General features: G+C 69.1%; 23 protein-coding genes and 1 pseudogene. 20 read left to right on the top strand and 4 right to left on the bottom strand.

The genetic code is table 11. From position 1 onward, the window contains the following. Positions 1-22 precede the first annotated feature (22 nt). The gene (locus RM423_RS05970; RefSeq protein WP_311422093.1) at positions 23-532 is read left to right on the top strand and encodes a DUF1707 SHOCT-like domain-containing protein; all 510 of its coding nucleotides are present in this window, start codon (positions 23-25) and stop codon (positions 530-532) included. 13 nt (positions 533-545) lie between these two features. Here the strand turns inward: RM423_RS05970 and RM423_RS05965 are convergent, their stop codons facing one another. Then, a complete protein-coding gene (locus RM423_RS05965; protein WP_311422092.1) occupies positions 546-1,304 on the bottom strand; it encodes an inositol monophosphatase family protein in 759 nt (252 codons plus the stop codon). 59 nt (positions 1,305-1,363) lie between these two features. On the opposite strand from RM423_RS05965, the gene RM423_RS05960 reads away from it, so the two are divergent. The 6 genes from RM423_RS05960 to RM423_RS05935 all read left to right on the top strand — a co-directional run bounded on the left by RM423_RS05960 (position 1,364) and on the right by RM423_RS05935 (position 8,703). Then, complete coding sequence (locus RM423_RS05960; protein ID WP_311422091.1) at positions 1,364-2,212, top strand: menaquinone biosynthetic enzyme MqnA/MqnD family protein; 849 nt, start codon at positions 1,364-1,366, stop codon at positions 2,210-2,212. Between the two features lie 410 nt (positions 2,213-2,622). Then, a complete protein-coding gene (locus RM423_RS05955) occupies positions 2,623-3,609 on the top strand; it encodes an alpha/beta hydrolase (protein ID WP_311422090.1) in 987 nt (328 codons plus the stop codon). A 39-nt stretch (positions 3,610-3,648) separates the two neighbouring features. Further along, entirely contained in the window at positions 3,649-4,848 is a 1,200-nt protein-coding gene (gene mqnC, locus RM423_RS05950) for a cyclic dehypoxanthinyl futalosine synthase (protein WP_311422089.1), read from the top strand. 5 nt (positions 4,849-4,853) lie between these two features. Further along, positions 4,854-5,723, top strand: coding sequence for a DMT family transporter (locus RM423_RS05945; RefSeq protein WP_311422088.1), 870 nt, complete (start codon positions 4,854-4,856; stop codon positions 5,721-5,723). A 118-nt stretch (positions 5,724-5,841) separates the two neighbouring features. Further along, entirely contained in the window at positions 5,842-7,887 is a 2,046-nt protein-coding gene (locus RM423_RS05940) for a carbohydrate-binding protein (protein ID WP_311422087.1), read from the top strand. A gap of 84 nt (positions 7,888-7,971) precedes the next feature. Then, positions 7,972-8,703, top strand: coding sequence for a demethylmenaquinone methyltransferase (locus RM423_RS05935; protein ID WP_311422086.1), 732 nt, complete (start codon positions 7,972-7,974; stop codon positions 8,701-8,703). A 140-nt stretch (positions 8,704-8,843) separates the two neighbouring features. Here the strand turns inward: RM423_RS05935 and RM423_RS05930 are convergent, their stop codons facing one another. Next, positions 8,844-9,467, bottom strand: coding sequence for a hypothetical protein (locus RM423_RS05930; RefSeq protein ID WP_311422085.1), 624 nt, complete (start codon positions 9,465-9,467; stop codon positions 8,844-8,846). After that, complete coding sequence (locus RM423_RS05925; RefSeq protein ID WP_311422084.1) at positions 9,427-11,457, bottom strand: glucosidase family protein; 2,031 nt, start codon at positions 11,455-11,457, stop codon at positions 9,427-9,429. The genes RM423_RS05930 and RM423_RS05925 overlap by 41 nt, the downstream gene beginning before the upstream one ends. A 257-nt stretch (positions 11,458-11,714) precedes the next feature. On the opposite strand from RM423_RS05925, the gene RM423_RS05920 reads away from it, so the two are divergent. Both RM423_RS05920 and RM423_RS05915 read left to right on the top strand, forming a co-directional pair. Beyond that, positions 11,715-12,263: a MarR family winged helix-turn-helix transcriptional regulator gene (locus RM423_RS05920; RefSeq protein ID WP_311422083.1), complete on the top strand. Its 549-nt coding sequence runs from the start codon at positions 11,715-11,717 to the stop codon at positions 12,261-12,263. Further along, positions 12,256-13,953: an MDR family MFS transporter gene (locus RM423_RS05915; RefSeq protein WP_311422082.1), complete on the top strand. Its 1,698-nt coding sequence runs from the start codon at positions 12,256-12,258 to the stop codon at positions 13,951-13,953. The genes RM423_RS05920 and RM423_RS05915 overlap by 8 nt, the downstream gene beginning before the upstream one ends. 104 nt (positions 13,954-14,057) lie before the next feature. On the opposite strand, the gene RM423_RS05910 is transcribed toward RM423_RS05915, so the two are convergent. Then, positions 14,058-14,561, bottom strand: a complete 504-nt coding sequence (locus RM423_RS05910; protein WP_396327617.1) for an inorganic diphosphatase — start codon at positions 14,559-14,561, stop codon at positions 14,058-14,060. A 79-nt stretch (positions 14,562-14,640) separates the two neighbouring features. On the opposite strand from RM423_RS05910, the gene dacB reads away from it, so the two are divergent. The 11 genes and pseudogenes from dacB (at position 14,641) to RM423_RS05855 (ending at position 25,047) form a co-directional block, all read left to right on the top strand. Further along, on the top strand, positions 14,641-16,053 hold the full coding sequence (gene dacB, locus RM423_RS05905; RefSeq protein WP_311422080.1) for a D-alanyl-D-alanine carboxypeptidase/D-alanyl-D-alanine endopeptidase: 1,413 nt from the start codon (positions 14,641-14,643) through the stop codon (positions 16,051-16,053). A 34-nt stretch (positions 16,054-16,087) separates the two neighbouring features. Further along, entirely contained in the window at positions 16,088-17,134 is a 1,047-nt protein-coding gene (locus tag RM423_RS05900; RefSeq protein WP_311422079.1) for a zinc-dependent metalloprotease, read from the top strand. A 2-nt stretch (positions 17,135-17,136) separates the two neighbouring features. Next, positions 17,137-18,126, top strand: coding sequence for a tRNA lysidine(34) synthetase TilS (tilS, locus tag RM423_RS05895; RefSeq protein ID WP_311422078.1), 990 nt, complete (start codon positions 17,137-17,139; stop codon positions 18,124-18,126). An 11-nt stretch (positions 18,127-18,137) separates the two neighbouring features. Next, the gene (gene hpt, locus RM423_RS05890; RefSeq protein WP_396327616.1) at positions 18,138-18,677 is read left to right on the top strand and encodes a hypoxanthine phosphoribosyltransferase; all 540 of its coding nucleotides are present in this window, start codon (positions 18,138-18,140) and stop codon (positions 18,675-18,677) included. Between the two features lie 309 nt (positions 18,678-18,986). Next, a pseudogene (gene ftsH / locus RM423_RS05885) lies at positions 18,987-20,960 on the top strand (ATP-dependent zinc metalloprotease FtsH); the annotation flags it as partial. 383 nt (positions 20,961-21,343) lie between these two features. Continuing rightward, positions 21,344-21,937, top strand: coding sequence for a GTP cyclohydrolase I FolE (folE, locus tag RM423_RS05880; RefSeq protein ID WP_311422075.1), 594 nt, complete (start codon positions 21,344-21,346; stop codon positions 21,935-21,937). Beyond that, positions 21,934-22,779 (top strand): dihydropteroate synthase, encoded by an 846-nt coding sequence (gene folP, locus RM423_RS05875; protein ID WP_311422074.1) that lies wholly within the window; start codon positions 21,934-21,936, stop codon positions 22,777-22,779. The genes folE and folP overlap by 4 nt, the downstream gene beginning before the upstream one ends. Before the next feature lie 119 nt (positions 22,780-22,898). Next, positions 22,899-23,240 carry a dihydroneopterin aldolase gene (folB, locus tag RM423_RS05870; RefSeq protein WP_396327608.1) on the top strand — a complete coding sequence of 114 codons (342 nt, stop codon included), beginning with the start codon at positions 22,899-22,901 and terminating at the stop codon, positions 23,238-23,240. Beyond that, complete coding sequence (folK, locus tag RM423_RS05865; protein WP_311422073.1) at positions 23,237-23,734, top strand: 2-amino-4-hydroxy-6-hydroxymethyldihydropteridine diphosphokinase; 498 nt, start codon at positions 23,237-23,239, stop codon at positions 23,732-23,734. The genes folB and folK overlap by 4 nt, the downstream gene beginning before the upstream one ends. Continuing rightward, the gene (locus RM423_RS05860) at positions 23,731-24,180 is read left to right on the top strand and encodes a DUF3180 domain-containing protein (protein WP_311422072.1); all 450 of its coding nucleotides are present in this window, start codon (positions 23,731-23,733) and stop codon (positions 24,178-24,180) included. Before folK ends, RM423_RS05860 begins: the two co-directional genes overlap by 4 nt. Positions 24,181-24,183: 3 nt before the next feature. Then, positions 24,184-25,047, top strand: coding sequence for an MOSC domain-containing protein (locus RM423_RS05855; protein ID WP_311422071.1), 864 nt, complete (start codon positions 24,184-24,186; stop codon positions 25,045-25,047). The last annotated feature ends 9 nt before the right edge of the window (positions 25,048-25,056 follow it).

Below are 25,056 nucleotides of genomic sequence, written 5' to 3'. Positions count from 1 at the left end.
CGAGCCGGCGCACCATTGGCTCATGGGCGATGACAACAGCGCGTACGGGGTCCGGATCGGCAACGCCGAGCGAGAAGCGGCCGTGAAGGCCCTGGACGAGCACCTCGAAGCCGGCCGGCTCGATCCGGAGGAGTACGGCGAGCGCTACGCGAAGGCATCGATGGCGCGCACCGAGGATGAGCTCCGGCCGCTGTTCGTAGACCTTCCGGGACCGTTCTCGCCGACCGGGTCCCGGTGGGCACCGCCGCAGGCGCACCGAATCGCGACGTCACCGGAGCCGCACCGAGCCAGCAAACCACCGGGGACGGGTCGCACCGCCTCCGGCGGACCGGGCGGTGCGCCGCTGTTCGGCAAGCTGGGGGAGCGTTTCGTGGCCCTCTCGCCGTTCATCGCGCTGACGCTGTTCTTTGTCGCCGGCTTGCCATGGGTGGTCTTCCTGATCATTCCGGCCAGCGGTGCCCTGGTGTACGGCAGCATGCGCGGACCGCGGGGACAGCGCGGCCGGTCACGGTGTCACCCCGGTTGGCGCTGAGCCGGCAAGCCGATCAGGCCAGCAGCAGCTCGCGGATCTCTACCACGGCCTGCCGGTTTCCGGCGATGTGCCAGCGATGACCGCGGTGCTCCAGCACCTCGGTGACCCCACCCGCCGCCGTCACCAGGGCCACGCCGGGCAGCCAGTCCCAGTCGAGCGAGTCGTGTTGCACCCAGGCCCCCAGTCGGCCGCCCGCCACCGACGCCAGCTCGATGGAGCCCGACCCGAGCATCCGCACGGTCGCGGCACCGGACAGCGCTGACAGCAGCGGCTCCCGTGAGCCCGCGTCGGGCAGGGTTGCCGGGTGCAGGTAGCTCGCCACGCACAGCTGGGACAGCGGCGTATCGACCAGCCGGGCAACCTCGACACCATTGCAGGTCGTGGGCTGGTCGAGGCCACCGAGCCAGAGCTCGTCCGAGGACGGGTGATAGACCGCGCCGAGCACCGGCGCGCAGCTCGACACGTCGGTGAGCGCGAGCGCGGCGCACCAGTACGGCAGGCCCTGCAGGAAGTTGTACGTTCCGTCCACCGGATCGATGAACCAGGTCCGCCGGCCGGGCTGGCTGGCACCCTCTTCGCCGATGATGCCGTCGTCCGGGCGGTCCGCCCGCAGCCGGGCGGCGATCAGCTCCTCGGCGACGTGGTCGGCCGCGGACACCACGTCCGAGACAGAGGTCTTGTGCTGGATCTCCAACCCCTCCCGCAGCATTCGCGCGGCGAGCAGGCCGGCCTCGCGTACCAGTTCCGCGGCAAGGCTCAGATCATCGGTCACGGAAGCGCAGCTTAGTCCGCCGCCGTAGAGCCCCAGGTCTCGCGCGTAGCCTCGGATTCGTGACGGAGCCGTCAAACGCCCGGCCGCGTGTCGGCCACATCCAGTTCCTGAACTGCCTCCCGATCTACTGGGGGCTGGTCAACTCGGGTGCCCTGCTCGACCTTGAGCTCACCAAGGACACCCCGGACAACCTGAACCGGATGCTGGTCGACGGTCACCTGGACATCGGCCCGATCTCCCTGGTGGAGTACCTGCGCAACGCCGACGAGCTGGTGCTGTTGCCCGACATCGCGGTCGGTTCGGACGGTCCGGTCCTCTCGGTCGACCTGGTGTCGCAGCGCCCGCTCTCCGAACTCGACGGCCGCCGGGTCGCACTCGGGTCGACGTCCCGGACCTCGGTGCTGTTGGCCCAGATGTGGCTGCGGGAGGTGCATTCCGTCGAACCGGAGTACTTCACCTGCCCACCCGATGTGAACGCGATGATGCTGGAGGCCGACGCCGCGGTGGTGATCGGCGATGTCGCGTTGCGAGCTACGTACGAGGGCGAGAGCCGGGGCCTGCAGGTGCACGACCTGGGCCAGGCGTGGCGCGACTGGACCGGCCTGCCCATGGTGTTCGCGGTGTGGGCCGCGCGGCGGGAGTTCGCCGAGGCCAACCCCGGCATCGTGAAGGACGTGCACGCCGCCTTCATCCGCAGCCGGGACACTGCGCTGGCTCACGTGCAGCAGGTTGCCGAGCGCGCGGCGCGATGGGAGATCTTCGACGCCGCGACCCTGGCGAACTACTTCCAGACCCTGGACTTCTCGTTGGGTGAGCGCCAGATTCGCGGTCTGGTCGAGTTCTCTCGCCGCGCGGCCGCGGTCGGTGCGGTTCGCGGTGTGGTGACACCGTCATTTGCCCCGGTGTGATGCCCGATGTACGCCAGTAGGACGAAGGGAGAGTGACGGGAATCCGCGCTGGCTTTGCGCAGCGGATTCCCGCCACTCTCGCCGGACGGCTACACGGAATAGCCGTCCGGATTACGGCTGGCTGACAGTCGAGACGGGGTGGACTGTCAGTCCAGCCGAAGACGGTGCGTCTCCGGACATGCAGGACAAACTAGCACCCGGGACGACGGTACGGAACCGTTCGGAACGACCACGACGGTGATCGAGAACGTGGTGCCGCCGGGCAGCCGGCATGGGCCTGGTCACAGCCGTCAACGGCAGCCGGTGGCCGGCGGCTGATTCAATGAGAGGTAACGGGCGCGGCGCGCACCTCCGAGGGGCTGAGCAGCAGCCGGTTCTGCGCCGAGTTCCCGATCTCGAAAGGCCGTGGAGTGACCGAATCCGCAATCGACGCCGATATCGCGGGTTGGCTAGCAAGGACGTCTCCGGACGGCGAGCCGACCAACATCGAAGAGTCACGCGCGCTCACTCGGCGCATTCACGAGCTGGCCCTGCAGCACATGAACCCCGCCCTGCTGCCCGACAGCGAGACCGACGAGGTGATCGACGGTCCGGGCGGACCGGTTCCGGTGCGGGTGTTCCGTCCTGCGGGCAGCAAGAGCGGCGACGGCGAGCGCGCGACCATCGTCTACTTCCACGGTGGTGGCTGGGTCGTCGGCGACATCGACAGCTACCTCGGCCACGCCCGGCGACTGTGCACCCAGGCCGACGCCGTCGTGGTGTCGGTCGGGTTCCGGCTGGCTCCCGAGCACCGGTTCCCGGCCGCGTTCGAGGACGCGGTGTTCGCCACGGAATGGGCCGCAGGGCATCTCGCCGAGCTCGGCGGCCGGCCGGACAGCCTCGTGGTGGCGGGCGACAGTGCCGGTGCCCAGCTGGCGGCCTCGGTGGCGATCGCGCGCCGGAATGCCGGGCAGCCGCTCGCCGCCCAGTTGCTGCTCTACCCGGTCACCGACGTCGCCGGGCGCTACCTCGACCCCGAGATCAATGCGCACTACATGTCGCGGCGCACCACCAAGACGAACTTCGGGCTGACTCTGGAGGGCATGGCGAACTTCGCCAAGCACTACGTGGACGAGGAGTCCTCCGCCGACTGGCGGGTGTCGCCGATGCGGGCAGCCGACCTCAGCGGTATCGCGCCTGCCGTGATCCACACCGCGACCCTGGACGTGCTGCGCACCGAGGGCAACTTCTACGGCGAGGCGCTGCGCAAGGCCAGGGTCACCGTGGTGAGCCGCGAGTGGCCCACCCTGAACCACTCGTACTTCGGTCTCGGCGGGGTGTCGGCCGTCGCTGACGGAGCTGCCGAACAGGCCGCCGAGGACCTTCGGGAGCTGTTGCGGGCAGCTCCGAAGGGCTGATCGGTGAGCGGGGAACAGCCTGGCGGCTACCCTGAGCAGGTGACGTCCAGCGCTGTTTCCACAAAGATCGACACCCTGTTGCGACACGCCGCCGACGGCGGCCGGATATCGCCCGAAGAGGCCTTGCTGCTCTACACCGACGCCCCGTTGCACGCCCTCGGCGAGGCCGCGGACGCAGCCAGAAAGCGGCGGTACGCAGGCGATTCAGTCAACATCGCGACGTACATCATCGACCGGAACATCAACTACACCAACGTGTGCCTGACGGCGTGCAAGTTCTGCGCGTTCTACCGCGCCCCTGGTCACAGCGAGGGCTGGACGCACACCGACGACGAGATCCTGCGCCGCTGCGGCGAGGCCCTGGACCTCGGCGCGACCCAGATCATGCTGCAGGGCGGCCACTCGCCGGCACTGGGCATCGAGTGGTACGAGCGGACCTTCGCGGCGATCAAGCAGGCCTATCCGGAGCTGACGCTGCACTCGCTCGGCGCCTCCGAGGTCGTCCACATCGGCAAGGTGTCGAAGCTGGACCACGCCGAGGTGATCACCCGGCTGCACGCCGCGGGACTGGACTCCTTCGCCGGCGCCGGCGCCGAGATCCTGGTCCAGCGGCCGCGTACGGCGATCGCGCCGTTGAAGGAATCGGGCGAGACCTGGCTGTCGGTCATGGAACTGGCGCACGGTATGGGCGTCGAATCCACCGCCACGTTCATGATGGGCACCGGTGAGACGAACGCCGAGCGCATCGAGCACCTGCGGATGATCCGCGACGTGCAGGACCGCACCGGCGGCTTCCGGTCGTTCATCCCCTGGACCTACCAGCCCGAGAACAACCATCTCAAGGGACGGACGCAGGCGACCTCACTGGAGTACCTGCGGATGGTGGCGCTGGCCCGGCTGTTCTTCGACAACATCAACCACCTGCAGGGCTCGTGGCTGACGACCGGCAAGGACATCGGCCAGCTGACGCTGCACTTCGGCGCGGACGATCTGGGTTCGGTCATGCTCGAAGAGAACGTCGTGTCCTCGGCCGGAGCCCGGCACCGTTCCAACCGGACAGAACTCATCGAACTGATCCGGTCGGCCGGTCGGGTGCCCGCGCAGCGCGACACGCTCTACAAGCACCTCAGCGTGCACGCCGATCCGGCCGACGACCCGGTGGACGCCCGGGTGCACTCGCACTTCTCGTCCACCGCGCTGAAGTTGCTGCCGACCGGCGTCCCCGCCGCTGCCAGCTGACCCCGGTGTCGCTGACCCTCGCGGTTGTGGCGGGCCTGGGTTCAGCCCTCGCCTACGGCGCCGGTACGGCCGGCCAGCACGCCGAGGCCTACACCGGCGAGGCGGACGCCGGCCGGTTGGTGGACCTCGCACGCAATCCGCGCTGGCTGCTCGCCTCGCTCGGTGACGTCGTCGGGATCGCGCTGCAACTCCTCGCCCTGGCCAATGGCCCGGTGGTGCTCGTCCAGCCGATGCTGGTGCTCTCGCTGCCGGTCGCCGTGGTGCTGCGCTCGTTCTTCGGCGCGCCGAAGCCCAGCCGGGCGGACCTGGCCAATTGCCTGGTGGTGATTCTCGGATTGGCACTGTTCTTCGTGCTGCTCGGCGAGCCCCGGCGCGGTTCCATCATCAGCACCCAGGCGACGGCGTGGACGGCGCTGTTGTCCCTCGTGGCCGGCGGGATGGCGATAGCCGCGGTGCGCAACCGGGCGCCGGTGCCCCGGGCAATCACGTTCGGCGCGGTGGCGGGGTGCTGGTTCGGAGTGGTCAGCGTGCTGATCGAGGCGGTGTCCTCGGTGTGGCAGGTGGACGGGCTGGCCGGCTTCCGGCACCCGGTGGGAATGGTTCCGCTGACCGCCGTGGTGGTACTGGCCGTGGGCGGTTACCTGCTGGTGCAGCTCGGCTTCCAGCTCGGGCCGCTGGGGGCCAGCTTTCCGCCGAGCCTGATCCTGGACCCGGTGGTGGCCGTGGCCCTGGGTGCGGTGTTGCTGTCCGAGCGAGTGCCGCTGGGCTCGGGCCGGGTCCTCGGATACCTGCTGTGCATCGCCGCGGTCGGCTGGGCCTCGGTGCGGCTTGCCGAGCCGGAGAAATCACGACGCCTTGGGATGGGTCGCCATTAAGCGACAAACTCGACTGTCGTGAAACTTCCATTCAGGGTGAACCAGGCATAACATAGCGAAGCTTCAGCGAACCGTCCTGCTGCGGCGCCCCGCCGTGCCTGCAGGAATGGACCTGACGATGCTGAAGAACTTGGCCTGTGCTGCCGCCGCAATCCTGAGCGTGGGGTTGGCGGTGACGACCTACCCGCCCATGGCCGACGCGGCCGGTGCCAGGACCGCCCCGCATGCCACCCGGCAGCTGTGCGGCAAGGCGCCGAGACCGGGTATCAACACCTGCTTCGCCGTCGCCCAGACCACTCCAGTGCAACCGGCCGCCACGCCGAACGCCGTCCGGCCGTTCGCGACGCCGGGCGGTTACGGCCCCTCCGACCTGCAGGCGGCCTACTCGCTCCCCTCCGGCTCAGCGGGGGCTGGGCAGCTGGTGGCCATCATCGACGCCTACGGCGCTCCCAACCTCGAGAGCGACCTGGCCACGTACCGCGCGCAGTACGGCTTGCCCGCCTGCACCACGTCCAACGGGTGCTTCCACAAACTCAATCAGGACGGTCAGGCGTCACCACTTCCGGCCGGCGACACCGGCTGGGCCGGTGAGACCTCCCTGGACGTCGACATGGTGTCGGCTATCTGCCCGCTCTGCAAGATCGATGTGCTCGAGGCCAACTCCGCGGGCGGCGACCTCAATACCGCGATCAACACCGCGGTTTCCCTCGGTGCCAAGTTTATCTCGTTGTCCTGGGGCTCCGGCGAGTACGCGGCGGAGACCAGCCAGGACAGCTCGACCTACAGCCATCCCGGAGTCGCCATCACGGCGAGCTCGGGGGACGGCGGTTACGGCGTGTCCTACCCCGCCGCGTCGCCCGGCGTCGTCGCCGTCGGCGGAACCACGCTGAGCCGAGCGTCCAATGCCCGGGGCTGGACCGAGTCGGCGTGGTCGGGCGCCGGTTCCGGGTGCTCTGCCTACGAGCCCAAGCCGGCATTCCAGCACGATTCCGGCTGCGGCCGCCGCACGGTCGCCGACGTCTCGGCCGTCGCCGATCCGCAGACCGGGGTGGCGTACTACGACACCTACGGCAGTGGCGGCTGGGGTGTCGTGGGCGGCACCAGCGTCGCCGCGCCGATCATCGCCTCGGTGTATGCCCTGGCGGGAGCACCGTCCACGAGCGTGTCCGCCAACTCGTACCCGTACGCCAACAGCGGGTCGCTGTGGGACGCCGTGGGCGGCTCCAACGGCTCCTGCGGCGGTAGCTACCTGTGCACCGGAGTGACCGGCTACGACGGGCCGACGGGTCTCGGCACACCGCACGCGCTGGCGGCCTTCTCCTCCGGTGGAGCAACAGCCCGAGCCACCGGAGCGGTCAGGTCCGGCCTCGCCGGCAAGTGCGCCGATGTCAACGGCGGCAATTCGGCCAACGGCACGACCGTTCAGGTGTGGGACTGCAACGGCTCGAGCGCCCAGACCTGGACGCAGTATTCCGACGGCACCCTGCGGGCGGTCGGAAAGTGCCTCGACGCCAACGGGGCCGGCACCGCGAACGGCACCAAGCTACAGCTCTGGGATTGCACGGCCGGTTCGAACCAGCAGTGGCAGGCCTACAACGGCGGGTACCGCAATCCGACCTCGGGACGCTGCATGGACGACCCGAACTCGTCCACGGTCAACGGCACCCAGCTCCAGCTGTGGGACTGCAACGGCTCGAGCGCGCAGATCTGGAGTACGCCCGGTGGCAACCCGACCGGAGGCACCGGTGGCGGCACGGTCAGTGCCACCGCGACGATCCAGGCCGAGGGCTTCAACGCCCAGTCGGGCACTGTCACCGAGGCCACAACCGATACCGGTGGAGGCGAAGACGTCGGGTCCATCGGCAACGGTGACTGGCTGCAGTACAACAACGTCGACTTCGGCGCCGGGGGTCTGCACACGGTGTCGGTCCGTTGCGCCTCAGGGGCGGCCGCTGGCGTCAGTGGCATCGTCGAGGTGCACCTGGACAGCCTGAGCAATGCGGCGGTGGGCAGTTTCTCGGTGGGCAACACCGGTGGCTGGCAGAACTGGACCACGATTCCGGGCTCGGTGGGGACGATCACCGGCACCCACACCATCTTCTTGAAGTTCGTCACCGGCTCCGGCCAGGACTTCGTGAACGTGAACTGGTTCAGCTTCAGCTGACCGCTGGTTCAGTCTCATCCCGGGCGTGCTCGGCGGCGCGCCCGGGTGGTGAGGGCAGCAGGTCGTCAGCAACAATCAGGGACGATGACCAGAGCCACTCTCGAGAAGGAGCCCCGCGATGTCGCCACGATGTTCGACGGGGTTGCCCGACGCTACGACCTGACCAACACCGTCCTCTCGTTCGGCCAGGACCGGCGGTGGCGGCGCCGGACCCGGGACGCACTCGGGTTGCGGCCGGGAGATCGGGTGCTCGATGTCGCGGCAGGGACCGGGGTGTCGACCGCGGAGCTCGCGCGGTCCGGTGCCCACGCCGTCGCCAGCGACTTCTCGCTGGGAATGCTCAGGGCCGGCGCCGGACGTCCCGGGCGTAAACAGCTGCCCTTCGTCGCCGCGGACGCGCTGCGGTTGCCCTTCGCCGACGAGGTCTTCGACGCGGTGACGATCTCGTTCGGCCTGCGCAACATCGTTGACGTGCCAGCGGCCCTGGCCGAGTTCGCGCGGGTCACCAAGCCCGGCGGGCAGCTGCTGGTGTGCGAGTTCTCCACGCCGTCCGGTCCGCAGTGGCACGGCATCCGGCTCGCGCCCTGGTTTCGCCCGCTGTACATGAACTACCTGATGCGGGCGCTGCCGTGGGTCGCGCGCAAGGTGTCCAGCAATCCCGATGCCTACGTGTACCTGGCGGAGTCCATCCGCAGCTGGCCGGTTCAGCAAGACCTCGCCCGGACCATCGCCGCCTCGGGGTGGGCGGGCGTGCACTTCCGCGACCTGACGGGCGGCATCGTCGCGTTGCACCGCGCGGTGAAACGCGCCCAATGATCAGCGCGGTGAAACGCGCCCAATGATCAGCGCGGTGAAACGCGCCCAATGATCAGCGCGGTGAAACGCGCCCAATGATCAGCGCGGTGAAACGCGCCCAATGATCAGCGCGGTGAAACGCGCCCCGCGATCAGCGCGGTTCAGGTGATGATCGTCAGGGTGTGCTTTCCTTCGCTGGTGGAGACCGTCAGCTCGGCCCCACGGTTGGTTGCGGTGATCCGGTAGTTGTGCACCGTCCGGCCGTCCAGCAGCACGCTCGTCGGCTGTGCACCACGCGGCAGCGTATGGCCGATGAGGACCCGGTCGGCGTCCACGCTCCGACTGACGTCGATCTTCGTCCGGTACGTCGTGCCGATATGGGTGGCCAGCACGTCGGCCGAGCCGCCGCCGAGCCGAATGCCCTTTCCTTGCACGGTGGTCTGGCCCTCCGGTACCTGCGGAACGACCTCCAGCCGTTCATTGCCCAGGTCCGGACGCACGCCCAACCACTGGTGCACGACCGCCCACGCGGTGCCGTAGTTGCCCCAAGCCTGCATAAACATCGAGCGACAGGTCCAGCACCGGTCGATGTTGGCACCCTGATCGGGCGACGGGAAGATTTCCGGCATTGCTCCGGGCTGCTCGTCCGGCGTGCCGCCGGTGGCCGGCTCGGCAAACATCGTCTGGGCCAACGCGTCAAGATAACGCTGCTGCTGATCGGGTCCCAGCCGGCCGTAATTGCCTTCACCGATCGACTGAATCGAGGTCGTCAGCCCATAGACCACCTTCTCGCCCTGGCCGGTCGGACCGCCGCCGCATGCGGTGTGGAACAGCCCCGGGTTGAACGGAGGCGTTCCGCTGAAGCAAGCGTTCTCGCGGCCGGCCAGCGCCGCGTTGCCGTGGTCGAACGGAGCCAACCCTGGCACCGTCCGCCCCTTGACAGTGAGCTCGACCTCCATCGGAGTCTGGCCGATCCAGTGCTTCTGGAAGGACGGCACGTTGCCTGGGTCGTTCAGCGAATCGGCGTACTGGGACGCGGCCTGATACCACCAGGGTGTTGTCGAAGCGCTTCCGCACACTGCTGGCCAGCTTCGTCGCCCAAGCGAAGGTCGAGCGGTCATTCTTGGCTTTCGCCATGTCGGCCAGGTCGTAGAGCCCGCGAATGAAGTACACCGTGTTATCGAGCTTCTCCTGGCCCATGCCCGTCCGCTCGACGTTGCCGAGGCCCTCCGGAAATCCGTCGTGATCCGCATCGAGGTTCTTCACCACGTATCGCAGGTTGCGGACGGTGAAGTCGTACATGCCGTCCCGGAACCGGTTGTCTCCGGTCCAGCGCCAGATCAGGGCGACTGCGCTGGGGAACTTGACCGTCTCATCGGTGTTGAAGTCATAGCTGGTCGTGCCGTCCGGATTCTGGGTGCGGGAGTCGTGGCCGAAGTAGACGGACCCGTCCGACACCACCTCGTGGGCGACCACCCCCGAGCGATGGTTGAGCAGGTCCGAGACTTCGCGCAGCGTGCGCAGGTGCCCCTTGATCGCATCGAACTGACCGACGGAGACTGCAGCGAACGCGGTGTATTCGGCGTCGGTGCCGAAGATCCATGGGTAGTCCGGATAACCGGCGCCGATCCAGGTGGCCTTGGCCACCGTGCCGAGCGGCGCGGGGAACTGCTTGCCCTGGTTGGTCCAGCGAATTTTCAGGTTGTCGGCGGTCTGGGTCAGGTCGGCGATGTTCTGCTTGCCCCAGTCGATCGCGTTCTGCACCTGTGGGGCGCCCGGCAGCGAGAGCTGCGTGCGGTCGGCCAGCTGTTGACGCGACTTCATCTTGGCGGCCAGTTGGGCGTCGGGGTGGCGCAGCGCCCGGGCCAGTTCCTGACGCGCGGACGCCATGCCGGTGTTCGAACCGGCCGCGGCCAGCCACACCGTCTTCGAGCCGCCCGCCGGCAAGGAGAGCGTGTAGGTCAGCTCGCCACCCGTCCCGCGGCCGAAGGGACCGTCGTCACACTGTGAGGGCTTCGGCGCGGCGGGCGCACCGGGCTCGGCGCCGGTGCACACGTGACCTGGCTGCGGACCCCAGAACTGGTGGCCGATCTGGCCGCTGTCCGGCTTGAGCGAGGTGCCGACCAGGGCCGCGTAATGGTGCGCGGGCGTACCGGGTAGCGCGCCGTCGTCGGTGAACTTCAAATTCTTGCCGTCATAGCTTCCCTTGTCCGGAAGATTGCTGCTGGCATTCGGCGTGAGGCCGCTGAACCCCCACGGAAACTGGCCCATCAATTCGGAATGGGCATCGACGGAGAGCTTCGTCGTCCGAGCTGCTCCCGGGTTTGTGATCGTGAGACCGAACAGCGCGCCGCGGGTGCCGTCCGGCACGAAGTCGGTGCGCTTGACCGTCAAGCCAGCGGTCTCGGGAAGGTCGAAGCGGGTGTAGCCCCAGCCACTGGTGAACTTCGTCGCCGGACCGACCCACTGACCGTCGAGACCGAACCAGACCCCGTCGAGCAGCTTCAGGGGTGGCGTCCAGATCCCGCCCATTTCGCCCGTGATATGCCAGCCGTTCGCATAGAACCGGCCGTCCTCGAAGCCGATCGAGTAGGCCCGGGTGCCGGCGGCGACCTCGCGTCGGTCCTGAAGGCGACTGCTGACCGACAGCTCCGAGCCGGCCGCGGTTGAAACTTGGTGCCCGCTCGGCCGCGAGTTCGCCAGGGGTTGACCATAGACAGAGATGCTGACAGCTACCGCTGCTCCGGTAAGCCCGGCGAGGAACCTTGCAGACATCGACGTCCTCCTCTGATACGCACCACTGGGCGGGAGGTCGCGGATCGCCTTCGAGGCGGAGACGCTGCAACGGTTGACGGTGACAGCAGCTCCGATGTCAGGCGGGCCGGCGATTCACAGCGTCCACCTGATCGGCCAGAAGGTCAATGCGTTCGGCAGAGGATCCAGTGCAGCAGGCACCTCGGCGCTCTCACTCCGGGCAACGTCGCAACCGGCCTCGGTTTGATTTGGTTGCGTGAAGCAGGTAGTTTAGATGTGTGAAGCAAACATCTAACTCTCCCGAAGCGGTGGAGACGCGGGCGTGCGTGGAAAACGGCGCCTTGGCCGGTCAGGAACTGCTGGAACCGATCGCGCACGTCGAGCGGGAGTTCGGCATCCTGATGATGAACCTGACCCGCTACAAGCACCAGGTCAACGGGAACCGGCTGGACCGGATGGCGCTGATGGTCCTCGGCACGCTCGCGTACTGCGGCCCGTCCCGGCTGACCACCGTCGCCGAGTACACCGGCTTCGATCCGTCCACCGTGTCCCGCCAGGTCGCGGACCTCGAAAGGGCCGGTCTGCTCTCCCGCGAGCCGGACCCGGACGACCGCCGGGCGATCGTGCTGCAGACCACCGAGGCCGGCCGGGACCTGATGGGCCGCCTCTCCAGCGGACGCCGTAAGCGCATGGAACGGCTGTTGGGCGACTGGCCCGAACAAGACATTGCCGACTTCGGCCGGTTGCTGGGCATGTTGAACCAGGCGACCGAGAAGTACGGCGAACAGAACGCACTAGAACTGGAGCAGGAACTCAACCATGGCTGAACCCATCCGCACAGCGCCCGATGAATCGGGCCGGCTGTCGCACAACCAGATCATGCTCATCCTGTCCGGCCTGCTCTTGGGCATGTTCCTCGCCGCCCTCGACCAGACGATCGTGTCCGCGGCCATGCGAACCATCGCGGACAAGCTCAACGGCCAGACGAACCAAGCCTGGGCCACCACGGCCTACCTGGTGACGAGCACCGTCTCGACCCCGCTCTACGGCAAGTTGAGCGACATGTACGGCCGCAAGAAGTTCTACCTCTTCGCGATCTCGATCTTCCTGGTCGGCTCCGTGCTCAGCGGCATGTCGAACTCCATGGAAGAGCTCGCAGCGTTCCGCGCGATCCAGGGCCTGGGCGCCGGTGGCCTGATGGCGCTGGCCTTCGCGATCGTCGGCGACATCGTCCCGCCGCGCGAGCGAGCCAAGTACCAGGGCTACTTCATGGCGGTCTTCGGCCTCTCATCCGTGGCGGGCCCCGTCCTCGGTGGCCTGCTGGCCGGCCAGGACCGGCTGCTCGGCTTCGACGGCTGGCGCTGGGTCTTCTATGTGAACCTGCCCATCGGCATCGTCGCGCTAGCCGTGGTCAGCCGCTTCCTGAACATCCCGCACGTCCGCAAGGAGCACAAGGTCGACTACCTGGGCGCGGTCACCCTCGTCCTCGGTGTGACGTCGCTGCTGCTGGTCGCCGAGCAGGGCCGCTCGTGGGGCTGGGGTTCGAGCAAGGCGCTGCTCTGCTTCGTCGTCGGCGCGCTGCTGATCGGCGCCTTCGTGGCGATCGAGCGCAAGGTCGGCGACGAGGCCATCCTGCCGCTGAAGATGTTCAACTCGCCGGTCTTCAGCGTCGCGTCCCTGATGAACTTCATCATCGGCATGGGCATGTTCGGCGGCATCATCTGCCTGCCGCTGTACATGCAGATCGTGAAGGGCTTCAGCCCGACGAAGTCAGGCCTGTCGCTGCTGCCGCTCATGCTCGGCCTGATGACGGTCGCGATGAGCAGCGGTATCTACACCTCGAAGACCGGCCGCTACAAGATCTTCCCGATCGTGGGAACCGGCGTGCTGGTCCTCGCGCTGTTCGGCCTGTCCCGGATCAGCTACACCACCAGCTACACCGAGCTCGCGCCGCTGATGTTCTTCGTCGGCACCGGCCTGGGCTGCTGCATGCAGACCCTGGTACTGGCTACCCAGAACTCCGTCCCGGCGTCGCAGATGGGTGTCGCCACCGCGTCGGCAACGTTCTTCCGGTCCATGGGCGGCACCTTCGGCACCGCGGTGTTCCTGACGATCTTCTTCTCCGGATCGGCTACCAAGATCGGCGCCAACGTGCAGGCCGCTGCCGCCACGCCGGAGTTCCAGTCGGCACTTCGGAACCCCGCCAACGGCGTGATCGCAAAGGCGTTGCAGGCCATGCGGGGCGGCTCGACCAGCCAGCTCAACGACACCAGCTTCCTGCAGCACGGTGCCAGCATCCTGCGGGACCCCTTCCTGGCCGGCTTCGCCAGCGCCATGGACCGGGTGTTCCTGGTGGCCGCGATCGTGGTCATCCCGGCGTTCATCCTGAGCTTCTTCCTCAAAGAGGTGAAGCTGCGGACGGAGTCCGGCCTCGAGGCTCAGGCTGCCGAGCGGCTGGCCGCCGAGCGCGCCATGGGCGAGGTCGGTGCGGCTCCGTCGCAGGGCGCGTCCGTCTAGCTCTCTCCGACTGGCTCTTCCCAGTCAGCCAGCGCATGCGAACAGAGACAGGGCCTGTTCACCGAAATGGTGGGCGGGCCCTGTTGTGTTCGGTAAGCCAACGGCTACTGGACGATGACCTCGCCGCTGTCGGCGAGCCGCCGCCGACTGACCTCGATCTCGGCCTCGGCCGCGGCGCGCCCCACCCAGGACGCCCCCTCGACGCTCTTGCCGGGCTCGAGATCCTTGTAGACCTCGAAGAAGTGCTGGATCTCGAGCCGGTCGAACTCCGGGACGTTGTGGATGTCGCGCAGATGCTCCAGGCGGGGGTCGTTGGCCGGCACGCACAGCACCTTGTCATCGCCGCCCTTCTCATCCGTCATCCGGAACATCCCGATCGCGCGGCACATCACCAGGACGCCGGGAAAGAGCGGGTCGCCCTGCAGCAGCACCAGCGCGTCGAGCGGGTCGCCGTCCTCGCCGAGGGTGTTCTCGATGTAGCCGTAGTCGGCCGGGTACTGGGTCGAGGTAAACAGGGTCCGGTCCAGCCGGATCCGACCGCTCTCGTGATCGACCTCGTACTTGTTGCGGCTGCCCTTGGGGATCTCGATCAGGACGTCGAACTCCAGCATGGGAGCTCCTCTCGCGGTACTCGCTCGGGTGCCCATTCCGCGGAACGCGGGGCTCTTACGATTATTGTGACCTACCGTGACGGCACCCGGTACCAAGCGGCTGAGCGTTGTGCTGCTGGTCATGCTGGCCGTGGTACTCGCTGTGCTGGCCTATCTGGGCGTCGGTGGAGGTCGGCAATACCTGGCAAACCGCGGGTTCACGCCGCTGGCCATCCCCGCCGAGACGGTGGCGCCCGCCGCCATCGCCAGCGCTCTGGCGGGCGCCCGCACCGCACCGGCAGCCCCGTCCGCCGACCCGGGAGCGCCCGCGCCCACCGCGGCCGGCGTCGCCGCGGCGCTCGCGAAGAAGCTGACCAGTACAGACCTCGGACCGTCGGTCTCGGCACAGGTGTATGACGCGCGCACCGGCGCCTCGCTCTTCGGCCGGCGCCCGGACGATGTCATCGCCCCGGCGTCCACCGCCAAGCTGTTGACCGCCGCGGCCGTCCTCACCGCACGCAACGCGACCGACCGGTTCGCCACCCGGGTGCTGGCAGGCAGCGCGCCCGGCGAGGTGGTGCTTGTCGGCGGCGGCGACCCGACCCTGTCCGCCGCGGTGGCCGGCCAGCCGACCGAGTACCCGCAAGCCGCCCGGATCTCCGACCTCGCGGCGAAGGTCCGGGCCGCGCTCGGATCCACTCGGGTCACCCGGGTCCTGGTCGACGGCTCCCTGTTCACCGGCGCCTCCACTGCGCCGAGCTGGGAGCCGGAGGACGCCCCGTCCGAGTACGCCAGCGCGATCACCGCGCTGATGGTGGACGCCGGCCGGGACAGGCCGGGGGCCGGCACCCGCTCGGGGGCTCCCGACCTGGCCGCCGGTAACGCCCTCGCGGCCGCTCTCGGCGGCGCGGACGTCAGCCGCGGTGGCGCGCCGGCCGGTGCGAAGGTGCTGGCCGAGGTCCGCTCAGCCCCGGTCGGTGAGCTCGTCGAGCAGATGCTGCGCAACTCCGACAACGTCATCGCCGAGGTGCTCGCGCGGCAGGTGGCGATTGCCGCCCACCAGCCCGTGACGTTCGCCGGCGCCGCGGCGGCCGTCAGCGCGTCCCTCCGGCCGCTCGGCGTCACCGCCGGCGATGGGATGCGGGATGGCAGCGGCCTGTCCACCGCGGACCGGTTGCCGGCCTCCGCGCTCACCCAGGCCCTGCTCGCCGCCGTCGATCCGGCGAAGCCACGGCTCGGCCCGCTGCTGAGCGGCCTGCCGGTCGCCGGATGGGACGGAACGCTCACCGAGGAAGACCGGTTCACCGGTTCGTCCGCCGTCGCCGACGGGTTCGTGCGGGCCAAGACCGGCAGCCTCACCGGTGTCTCGTCGCTGGCCGGCGTGGCCACCGATGCCGACGGCCGGCTGCTGGTGTTCGCCTTCGTCGCCGACCGGGCTCCGAGCGAGGGCGCCACCAGGGCGGCCATCGACGGGCTGACCGCGGCGCTGGTCCGCTGCGGTTGCCGCTGACGCCCGCTCGCCCCGCCCCGGTAGCGTGAGAGATATGACGTCCCTGATCGATTGGTCCGTTGCCGAACGCACCGCCCGGACGCTCGCCCCGGCCCCGCCGGCCGTGACGCCGGCCGAGGCACAGGCGACGGTCGCCGAGCTCCGGCAGGCCACCGACCGGGCCGCCGCGCAGGTGGCCGAGCTCACCAGGCTCACCGAGCCCGCCGTCACCGCGAGCACGGTGGTCGTGGACCGGCCGGGCTGGCTGGTGGCCAACACCGCCAGCATGGCGACCGTGATGGACCCGCTGTCGGAGAAGCTCATCGCCAGCCGTCCGCCCGGCAAGCTCACGGCGGCGATCGGGGGCCGCGTCACCGGCGCGCAGGCCGGAGCCGTGCTGGCCTTCCTCTCCGGCAAGGTGCTCGGCCAGTACGAGTTCTTCTCCGTGGAGAAGGGCCAACTGCTGCTGGTCGCTCCCAATATCGTTGCCGTGGAGCGCGCGCTGCGGGTCGATCCCGCCGACTTCCGGCTCTGGGTGTGCCTGCACGAGGTCACCCACCGGGTGCAGTTCACCGCGGTGCCGTGGCTGCGCCAGCACATGCTGGACGAGGTGGCGGCGCTGACCGACGCCATGGACCTGGACCCGGACGCGCTCCGGGACCGCCTCAAGGGCGCGCTCGGCGAGCTGGCCAGGACCGTGCGCGGCGACGGCGACGGAACCGGGCTGATCGCGGCGATCACCTCTCCCGAGGCCCGGACCGTGATGGATCGGGTGACCGGGTTCATGTCGCTGGTCGAGGGCCATGCCGAGTACGTGATGAACGCCGTCCCGCCGAACGTCATCCCGTCCCAGCCCGACATCGAGCGGAAGTTCGCGGCCCGTCGCAAGCGCGGCGGCAACCCCCTCGACCGGCTGCTGCGGACGCTGCTCGGCATGGACGCCAAGACCCGGCAGTACACCCAGGGGTCCCAGTTCGTCCGGCAGGTCGTCGACAAGGTCGGCGTGGACGGCTTCAACGCAGTGTGGACGTCGCCGAGCACCCTGCCGACCAAGGCCGAAATCACCGCGCCCGCCGACTGGGTGCAGCGCGTGCACGGCTGAGCATGGGCCCGCATCCGGCGGTGGCCGACGTCCGGCTGGCGGTGCGGCGCGCCCTCGCCGGGTTTCCGGCCGGCCGACCGGCGCTGGTGGCCTGCTCCGGCGGGGCGGACTCGGTTGCCCTGGCCGCCGCACTGGCGTTCGAGGTGGCCGGTTCGGGCCGTCCGGCGGGGCTGGTGACCGTGGACCACAACCTGCAGCCGGGCTCGGGCGAGCAGGCGGCCCGCGTGCTCGCACTGGGCCGGGAACTGGGGCTCGACCCGGTGCTGGCCGAATCGGTCCGGGTCGAGCCCGGTGGTGGCCCCGAGGCTGCCGCGCGTACCGCTCGCTATCGGGTCCTGGACCGGTTCGTGCCCGCGAACCTCGTCCTGCTCGGTCACACCGCCGACGACCAGGCCGAGACCGTGCTGCTGGGGCTCGGGCGGGGGTCGGGACCCCGGTCCATCGCCGGCATGCGCCCGGTGTCTGGCGGTTACCTGCGTCCGCTGCTGAACCTGCGCCGGCACCAGACGGAGGCGGCCTGCGAGGCGCTGGACCTGCCGTGGTGGCACGACCCGTACAATTCCGATCCCCGTTACGGCCGGGTCCGGCTGCGCCGCGAGGTGCTGCCGCTGCTCGAGGACGTGCTCGCCGGCGGCGTTGTCGAGGCCCTCGCGCGTACCGCCGAGCAGCTGCGGGACGACCAGGACGCCCTGGATGAGTTGGCCGAGCGGGCTCTGGTCGCAGCCCGGACGGACGCGGACTCGACCGGTGGGCTGGCAGTCGATGCGTTGCACACCCAGCCGGACGCCATCCTCGGCCGGGTCCTGAAGTCCTGGGCCGAGCGGGGTGGCACGGGCGCGCTCACGGCGGCGCACGTGCGCGAGCTCCGGCGGCTGATCCGGAACTGGCACGGCCAGGCGGCGATCGATCTGCCGGGCGGTTATCGAGCGATTCGAGCGTCTGGCACTCTGAACCTCATTTCGCCAGCAGACAACGATGCCAACTGGGAGTAAGCGTGTCCGTCCTGGACGACGACATCGAGGCCACCGTGGTCTCAACCGAAGAGATCCAGAGCAAGATCACCGAGCTGGCCGCGCGGATCGACGCCGATTACGCCGACCGCGAACCGCTGCTGGTCGGCGTGCTCAAGGGCGCGGTCATGTTCATGTCGGACCTGGCGCGTGAGCTGTCGCGTCCGTCCACCATGGAGTTCATGGCGTGCAGCTCCTACGGTTCCAACACGACCTCGTCCGGGGTGGTGCGGATTCTGAAGGACCTGGACCGGGACGTGACCGGTCTGGACATCCTGATCGTCGAGGACATCATCGACTCCGGGCTGACGCTGTCGTGGCTGCTGAAGAACCTGCAGGCCCGCAATCCGGCGTCCGTCGAGGTGGTGGCGCTGCTGCGCAAGCCCGACGCGATCAAGGTCCAGGTGCCGGTGAAGTACGTCGGCTTCGACATTCCCAACGAGTTCGTCGTCGGGTACGGGCTGGACTATGCGGAGCGGTATCGCGACCTGCCCTACATCGGACGCCTCCGGCCCTCCGTCTACGGCGGTTAGCCGCTCCGGAGACAGTGTGATGGTCTACGGCGGTTAGCCGCTCCGCCGCTTTGGATTGACATGCCCACCGGTCGCCATGGCGGCCTCACGGCAGGTCGATTCGCGCAGACGGGGCCATAGGCGGTTGCCGCGAACGCCCTGGCAACCGGCTGGCGAGAATCTCACATATCCTGGACGGCAGGAACTCGCTGGTGTTGCGCAGCGTTCGACAGATGCGGGCCAGTTTCACCCGTGGGTACCGTCCCAAGCCGTCTTTACCGGCACTGATCAGGAGGAAACGCCCGGTGTTTCTCGCCGAGCGGACGCCCTATGGATCGTAAGCGCTTAGCTCGCTCGCCGATGCTGTGGATCGCCCTTGTGGTAATCCTGCTGCTCACCTTGCCGCAATTGCTGGCCGGTGGCAGCGACTATAAATCTGTCAAGACCTCTGAGGCTCTCGCCCAGGTCGACGCCGGGAATGTGAAGACGGCGACGATCCACGACAAAGAGCAGTCCATCGACCTGGAGCTGAAGTCTGCCTACAACGGCAAGACCAAGATCAGTGCCTCGTACCCGGCGGACGCCACGCTGGCCATCTTCAACGAAACCCGTGCCAAGGTCGGTGCCGAAGGCCTGCAGACGAAGATCAGCAAAGAGAACGCGTTCGTCAGCATCCTGCTGTCGCTGCTGCCGATCCTGCTGATCGCCGGCGTGCTGTTCTTCGTGATGTCGAACCTGCAGGGTGGCGGCAGCAAGGTGATGAGCTTCGGCCGTAGCAAGGCCAAGCTGGTCAGCAAGGACACGCCGAAGACGACCTTCGCTGACGTGGCCGGTGCCGACGAGGCCATCGAGGAACTCGAAGAGATCAAGGACTTCCTGTCCAACCCGGCCCGTTACCAGGCCATCGGCGCCAAGATCCCGAAGGGCGTCCTGCTCTACGGCCCGCCCGGGACGGGTAAGACCCTGCTTGCCCGAGCGGTCGCCGGCGAGGCGGGGGTTCCGTTCTACTCGATCTCCGGCTCGGACTTCGTCGAGATGTTCGTCGGTGTCGGCGCCTCCCGCGTCCGTGACCTGTTCGAACAGGCCAAGTCCAACGCCCCCGCCATCGTCTTCGTCGACGAGATCGACGCGGTCGGGCGTCACCGTGGCGCGGGCATGGGTGGCGGTCACGACGAGCGTGAGCAGACCCTCAACCAGTTGCTGGTCGAGATGGATGGCTTCGACGTCAAGGGCACCGTCATCCTGATCGCCGCAACCAACCGGCCCGACATCCTCGACCCCGCGCTGCTGCGGCCGGGCCGCTTCGACCGCCAGATCGCGGTGTCACCCCCGGACATCATCGGCCGCAAGGCCGTGCTGGAGGTGCACGCCAAGGGCAAGCCGTTCGCGCCCGACGTCAACCTCGACACCATTGCCCGCCGCACGCCCGGCTTCACCGGCGCGGATCTGGCCAACGTCATCAACGAGGCCGCGCTGCTGACGGCCCGCACCAACGGCCGGCTGATCACCAACCACTCCCTGGAAGAGGCGATCGACCGGGTTATCGCCGGGCCGGAGCGCAAGACGCGCGCCATGAGCGACAAAGAGAAGCGCGTCACCGCCTACCACGAGGGCGGTCACGCCCTCACCGCATGGGCGATGCCGAACTTGGATCCGGTGCACAAGGTGACGATCCTGCCGCGTGGCCGCTCGCTGGGGCACACCCTGGTGCTGCCGCTGGAAGACCGCTACACCCAGACCCGCGCCGAGATCCTGGACCAGCTGGTCTACGCCCTCGGTGGCCGGGCCGCCGAAGAGCTGGTATTCCACGAGCCGACCACCGGTGCCAGCAACGACATCGAGAAGGCCACCTCGCTGGCCCGCTCGATGGTCACCGAGTACGGCATGAGCGCGAAGCTGGGCGCCGTCAAGTACGGCACCTCGGACGCCGAGCCGTTCATGGGACGCGACTACGGCCACCAGCGCGACTACTCCGAAGAGATCGCCGCGTGGATCGACGAAGAGGTGCGCAGCCTGATCGAGGCTGCGCACGACGAGGCGTGGGAGATCCTGGTCCAGTACCGGGACGTGCTCGACCAGCTGGTGCTGGAGCTCGCCGAGCGCGAGACCCTGAACAAGGAAGACCTGGAGCGGATCCTCGAGCCGGTGCACAAGCGGCCTCCGCACAGCACCTTCGCCGGCTTCGGCAAGCGCACGCCGTCCGACCGGCCGCCCATCGACATTCCGGCGGCCGTGCGGCCCACCTCGTCCAACGGGGCCACCGCGATCGGTGCGTCCAACGGCAGTTCGCCGAACGGCGGTTCGCCGAACGGCGGTTCGCCGAACGGCGGCAGCCCGGCTCCTGAGCCCGCCACCATGCCCGGTGGCGGAAACTACCCGCCGGCACCGAGCTACCCCGCTGGCGGCTACCAGCAGTCGCCCGGGTATCCGCAGTCGCCCGGGTACCCGCCGCCGCAGAGCTACCCGCCGGTGCAGGGTTACCCGCCGCCGCAGGGTCAGCCACAGGCCTACCCGCCGCCGAACTACCAGCCGAACCAGCCGCAGCAACCCGGCCAGCCGCAGCAACCCGGCCAGTCCGGCGACAACTCCGGCAACCGGGGACGCGCGGAGGCTGACAACGAGACCCAACAGCTTCCGGCAGTCGACTCGCACAAGCACTGGCCGTTCGGCCACCACGACGACCACCGTTGACCGGGCCGCGGGACGCTCCGGACGGCGTCGATCTACCACGTGCCGAGGCAGCGGTGCGCGAACTGCTGATCGCGATCGGCGAGGATCCGGACCGGGAGGGATTGCGCGACACTCCCAGCCGGGTCGCCCGGTCGTACCTCGAAATCTACGCCGGCTTGCACCTCGACCCGGACGAGGTGCTGCAGACGACCTTCGACGAGAACCACGATGAGCTGGTACTCGTCAAGGACATCGCCCTCTACTCGACGTGCGAGCACCACCTGGTGCCCTGGCACGGGACGGCCGCGGTGGGCTACGTCCCTGGTACGGACGGCCGGATCACCGGGCTGTCGAAGCTGGCCCGGCTGGTCGACCTGTACGCCAAGCGTCCCCAGGTGCAGGAGCGGCTGACCGCGCAGGTCGCGAACGCCGTGATGCAGCGGCTGGAGCCGCGCGGCGTGATCGTCGTCATCGAGGCGGAGCACCTGTGCATGGCCATGCGCGGCGTCCGCAAGCCCGGGGCGCGCACCATGACCTCGGCGGTGCGGGGCATCTTCAAGAGCGATCCGCGCACCCGTGCTGAGGCGATGAGCCTCATCCTGGGTCGATGACCCCACCGTCCGGCCTGCCCGAGCGCGACGATCGGCTGATCGTGATGGGCGTGCTCAACGTGACACCGGACTCGTTCAGCGACGGTGGCCGCTACACCGACCTAGAGGACGCTGTCGGCCACGCTCTGCAGATGTCGCGGCAGGGCGCCGACCTGATCGACGTGGGCGGCGAGTCGACGAGGCCCGGCGCTGGACGGGTGCCGGCCGATGAAGAAGCGCGCCGGGTCCTGCCGGTGATCCGCCAGTTGGCCGAGGAGCGGATCGTGGTCAGCGTTGACACCTACCGCGCGGCGGTCGCCGAGCAGGCCATCGAGGCCGGTGCGCGGGTGGTCAACGACGTCTCCGGCGGGCTGGGGGATGCCGACATGGCGCGGGTCGTCCGCGACGCCGGCTGCCCGTGGGTGCTGATGCACTGGCGCGGACACTCCTCCGACATGGCCGCGCTCGCGCAGTACGACGACGTGGTGATCGAGGTCCGCGCCGAACTGCTCAGCCGGGTCGACGAGGCGGTCGCGGCGGGAGTCCGGCCCGAACAATTGCTGCTGGACCCGGGCCTCGGGTTCGCCAAGAACGCCCGGCACAACTGGGCGCTGCTGGCGCATCTGGACGCGCTGGTGAGCACCGGGATTCCGGTCCTGATCGGGTCCTCGCGCAAGTCTTTCCTCGGCTCGTTGCTCGCGGATCCCAACGGCACACCGCGGCCGACCGCCGCGCGCGAGGACGCGACCACGGCGCTGACGACGTTCTCCGCGTTGAACGGCGCCTGGGGCGTTCGGGTGCACGAGGTACGCCCGAACGTCGACGCCGCGCTCGTGGCCGCCGCCATCGAGGCCGCGAAGTGACCGGCTGCGATTCTTCTGACCGGTCAACACCAGACCGCGATTCTTCTGACCGGTCAACACCAGACCGCGATTCTCCTGACCGGTCAACACCAGACCGGATTGTCCTCAGTGGCCTCACGGTGCGCGGTAAGCACGGCGTCTTCGACTTCGAACGCCGGGACGGCCAGGACTTCGTGGTCGACGTGGCGCTCGACATCGACACCGGTACCGCCGCGGCCACCGACGACATTGCCGACACGATCCACTACGGCGAGCTGGCGGAGGCGCTGGCCGTAGTCATCGCCGGCGAACCGGTGAACCTCCTGGAGACCCTCGCCGCACGGTTGGCCGACGTGTGCCTGGCGGATCGGCGCGTCCACGCGGCGACGGTGACCGTGCACAAGCCGCAGGCGCCCATTCCGCTCACCTTCGGCGATGTGGCGGTGACCATCCGGCGGCTGCGCCCGGATACCGCACGATGAGCCGGGCCGTACTCTCCATCGGCTCCAATCTGGGCGACCGGCTGGAGCAGTTGAGGTCCTGCGTCCGGGCGCTGTCGCCCTATCTCGTCACCGCGTCCCCGGTCTTCGAGACGCCGCCGTGGGGTCCGATCGAGCAGCAGCCCTTTCTCAACGCGGTGCTGATCGTCGCGGACCCGGCGGCCGGCCCAACGGAGTGGCTGGGCCGCGCGCAGGCCTGTGAAGAGGCCGCCGGGCGCACCCGCGACGTCCGGTGGGGACCGCGCACCGTGGACGTGGACGTGGTCGCCGTCGACGATGTGATGAGCGAGGACCCGGTGCTCACGTTGCCGCATCCCCGGGCCGCCGAGCGGGCGTTCGTCCTCGTGCCGTGGTGGTCGGTCGATCCCGAGGCGATCCTGCCGGGCCGGGGCTCCGTCCTTCAGCTGATGCAGCAGCTGCCTGCCGCGGACGTCGACGCCGTCCGGATGCTGTTGGGAACGGAGTTGGTCCCGTGATCAGGCGCACCAATCTGAGCGACGTGGTGGTCCCGTTCCTGGCCGTCGGGGTGATCTGCTACCTCCTGCTGCAGTTCAGCTACGAGTCGCTGCCGCCCTTCCAGTGGTTCACCGCGCTGCCGATCGCCGCGCTCACCATCGCGGAATTCGTCATCGCGCGGCGGGTTCGAGCCGCCGTCCGGCACACGGCTCTGGCCAGGCCGATGACCGCCCTGGCGGTCGCCCGCGCAGTGGCTCTGGGCAAGGCGTCGGTGCTTGTCGGTTCGGCGGTCGCCGGAGCGTCCGTCGCGCTGGTCGCCAGGGTGCTGCCGGACGCCGACCGGACCAGCGCCGCCCAGCACGATCTCAAGGTCGGCCTGTCGCTGCTCGTGGTGGCGGTCGCGCTCGCGCTGTCCGGCCTGGGGCTGGAACGCGCGGGCATCAACCCCAATCACGACCGGAACTGACCCGTGCGCGTCGAGTCACTGCACCTGTACCCGATCAAGTCGACCGCGGGTTTGGACGTGGCCGAGGTGACCGTCCAGCCGTGGGGCTTCGAGGGTGATCGCCGCTGGGCGGTGATCGGACCCGACGGCAACCGGCTGTCCGTGCAGCGTCATCGGGGCCTGATGCGCGTCCGGGCGGTCCCGACGCCGGCCGGCCTGCGGCTCGCCGCGGACAGCGCCGCCCCGCTCGACGTCGCGTTCCCGGTGGGCGGCCCACGAGTGCCGGTTCAGCTGTCCGGTCTGGATTCGGCAGTGCTGGCCTGCGGTGCGGCCGCGGGCTGGCTCTCCGCCCTGCTCGGCGCGGACGCTCGGCTGGTGTGGCTCGACGATCCGCACCTGCGGCCAGTGCGGCCGTCCAAGGGCGGCCGGCCCGGGGACCCGCTCAGCCTGGCGGACAACACCCCGGTCCTGCTGACGTCCCAGGCCTCGCTGTCCCGGCTCAACGACTGGATCGTCGACGAGGCGGTAGCCCGCGGCGAGCTGCCGTCCGCGCCGCTGGTGATCGGCAGGTTCCGGCCGAACATCGTGATCGACGGCGACGTTCCCTTCGCCGAGGACGGCTGGTCCGGCGTACGGATCGGCGGGGTCGAGTTCCGGTTCGCGTCGGTGTGCGACCGGTGCGCGGTGACGACCATCGACCCGAGTTCGCTGCGCAACGGCAAGGAGCCGGTTCGCACGCTCGCCAAGCACCGTAAGTGGGACGGTCAGATCTGGTTCGGGGCGTCGTTGATTCCGGTGAGCCGCGGCTCCGTCCGGGTCGGTGATCCGGTCGAGGTGACCGCCGGCAACCTGAGCCGCGCGCCCCGCGGACCACTGCGTCCACATTGACGACCGTCT

This window comes from Jatrophihabitans lederbergiae (genome assembly GCF_031845305.1).
Lineage (GTDB): Bacteria > Actinomycetota > Actinomycetes > Mycobacteriales > Jatrophihabitantaceae > Jatrophihabitans_A > Jatrophihabitans_A lederbergiae.
The sequence above is the reverse complement of the archived record's forward strand: the minus strand, read 5'-3'. Positions and strand labels throughout refer to the sequence as shown.

Excerpts from the sequence above, each read along its gene's own strand:
- RM423_RS05970 (WP_311422093.1), top strand. The coding sequence starts at position 23 with ATGGGCGATGACAACAGCGCGTACGGGGTCCGGATCGGCAACGCCGAG.
- RM423_RS05940 (WP_311422087.1), top strand. The coding sequence starts at position 5,842 with ATGCTGAAGAACTTGGCCTGTGCTGCCGCCGCAATCCTGAGCGTGGGG.
- RM423_RS05935 (WP_311422086.1), top strand. The coding sequence starts at position 7,972 with ATGACCAGAGCCACTCTCGAGAAGGAGCCCCGCGATGTCGCCACGATG.
- tilS (WP_311422078.1), top strand. The coding sequence starts at position 17,137 with ATGGGCCCGCATCCGGCGGTGGCCGACGTCCGGCTGGCGGTGCGGCGC.
- folK (WP_311422073.1), top strand. The coding sequence starts at position 23,237 with ATGAGCCGGGCCGTACTCTCCATCGGCTCCAATCTGGGCGACCGGCTG.
- folP (WP_311422074.1), top strand. The coding sequence starts at position 21,934 with ATGACCCCACCGTCCGGCCTGCCCGAGCGCGACGATCGGCTGATCGTG.
- RM423_RS05925 (WP_311422084.1), bottom strand. The coding sequence starts at position 11,457 with ATGTCTGCAAGGTTCCTCGCCGGGCTTACCGGAGCAGCGGTAGCTGTC.
- RM423_RS05915 (WP_311422082.1), top strand. The coding sequence starts at position 12,256 with ATGGCTGAACCCATCCGCACAGCGCCCGATGAATCGGGCCGGCTGTCG.
- RM423_RS05900 (WP_311422079.1), top strand. The coding sequence starts at position 16,088 with ATGACGTCCCTGATCGATTGGTCCGTTGCCGAACGCACCGCCCGGACG.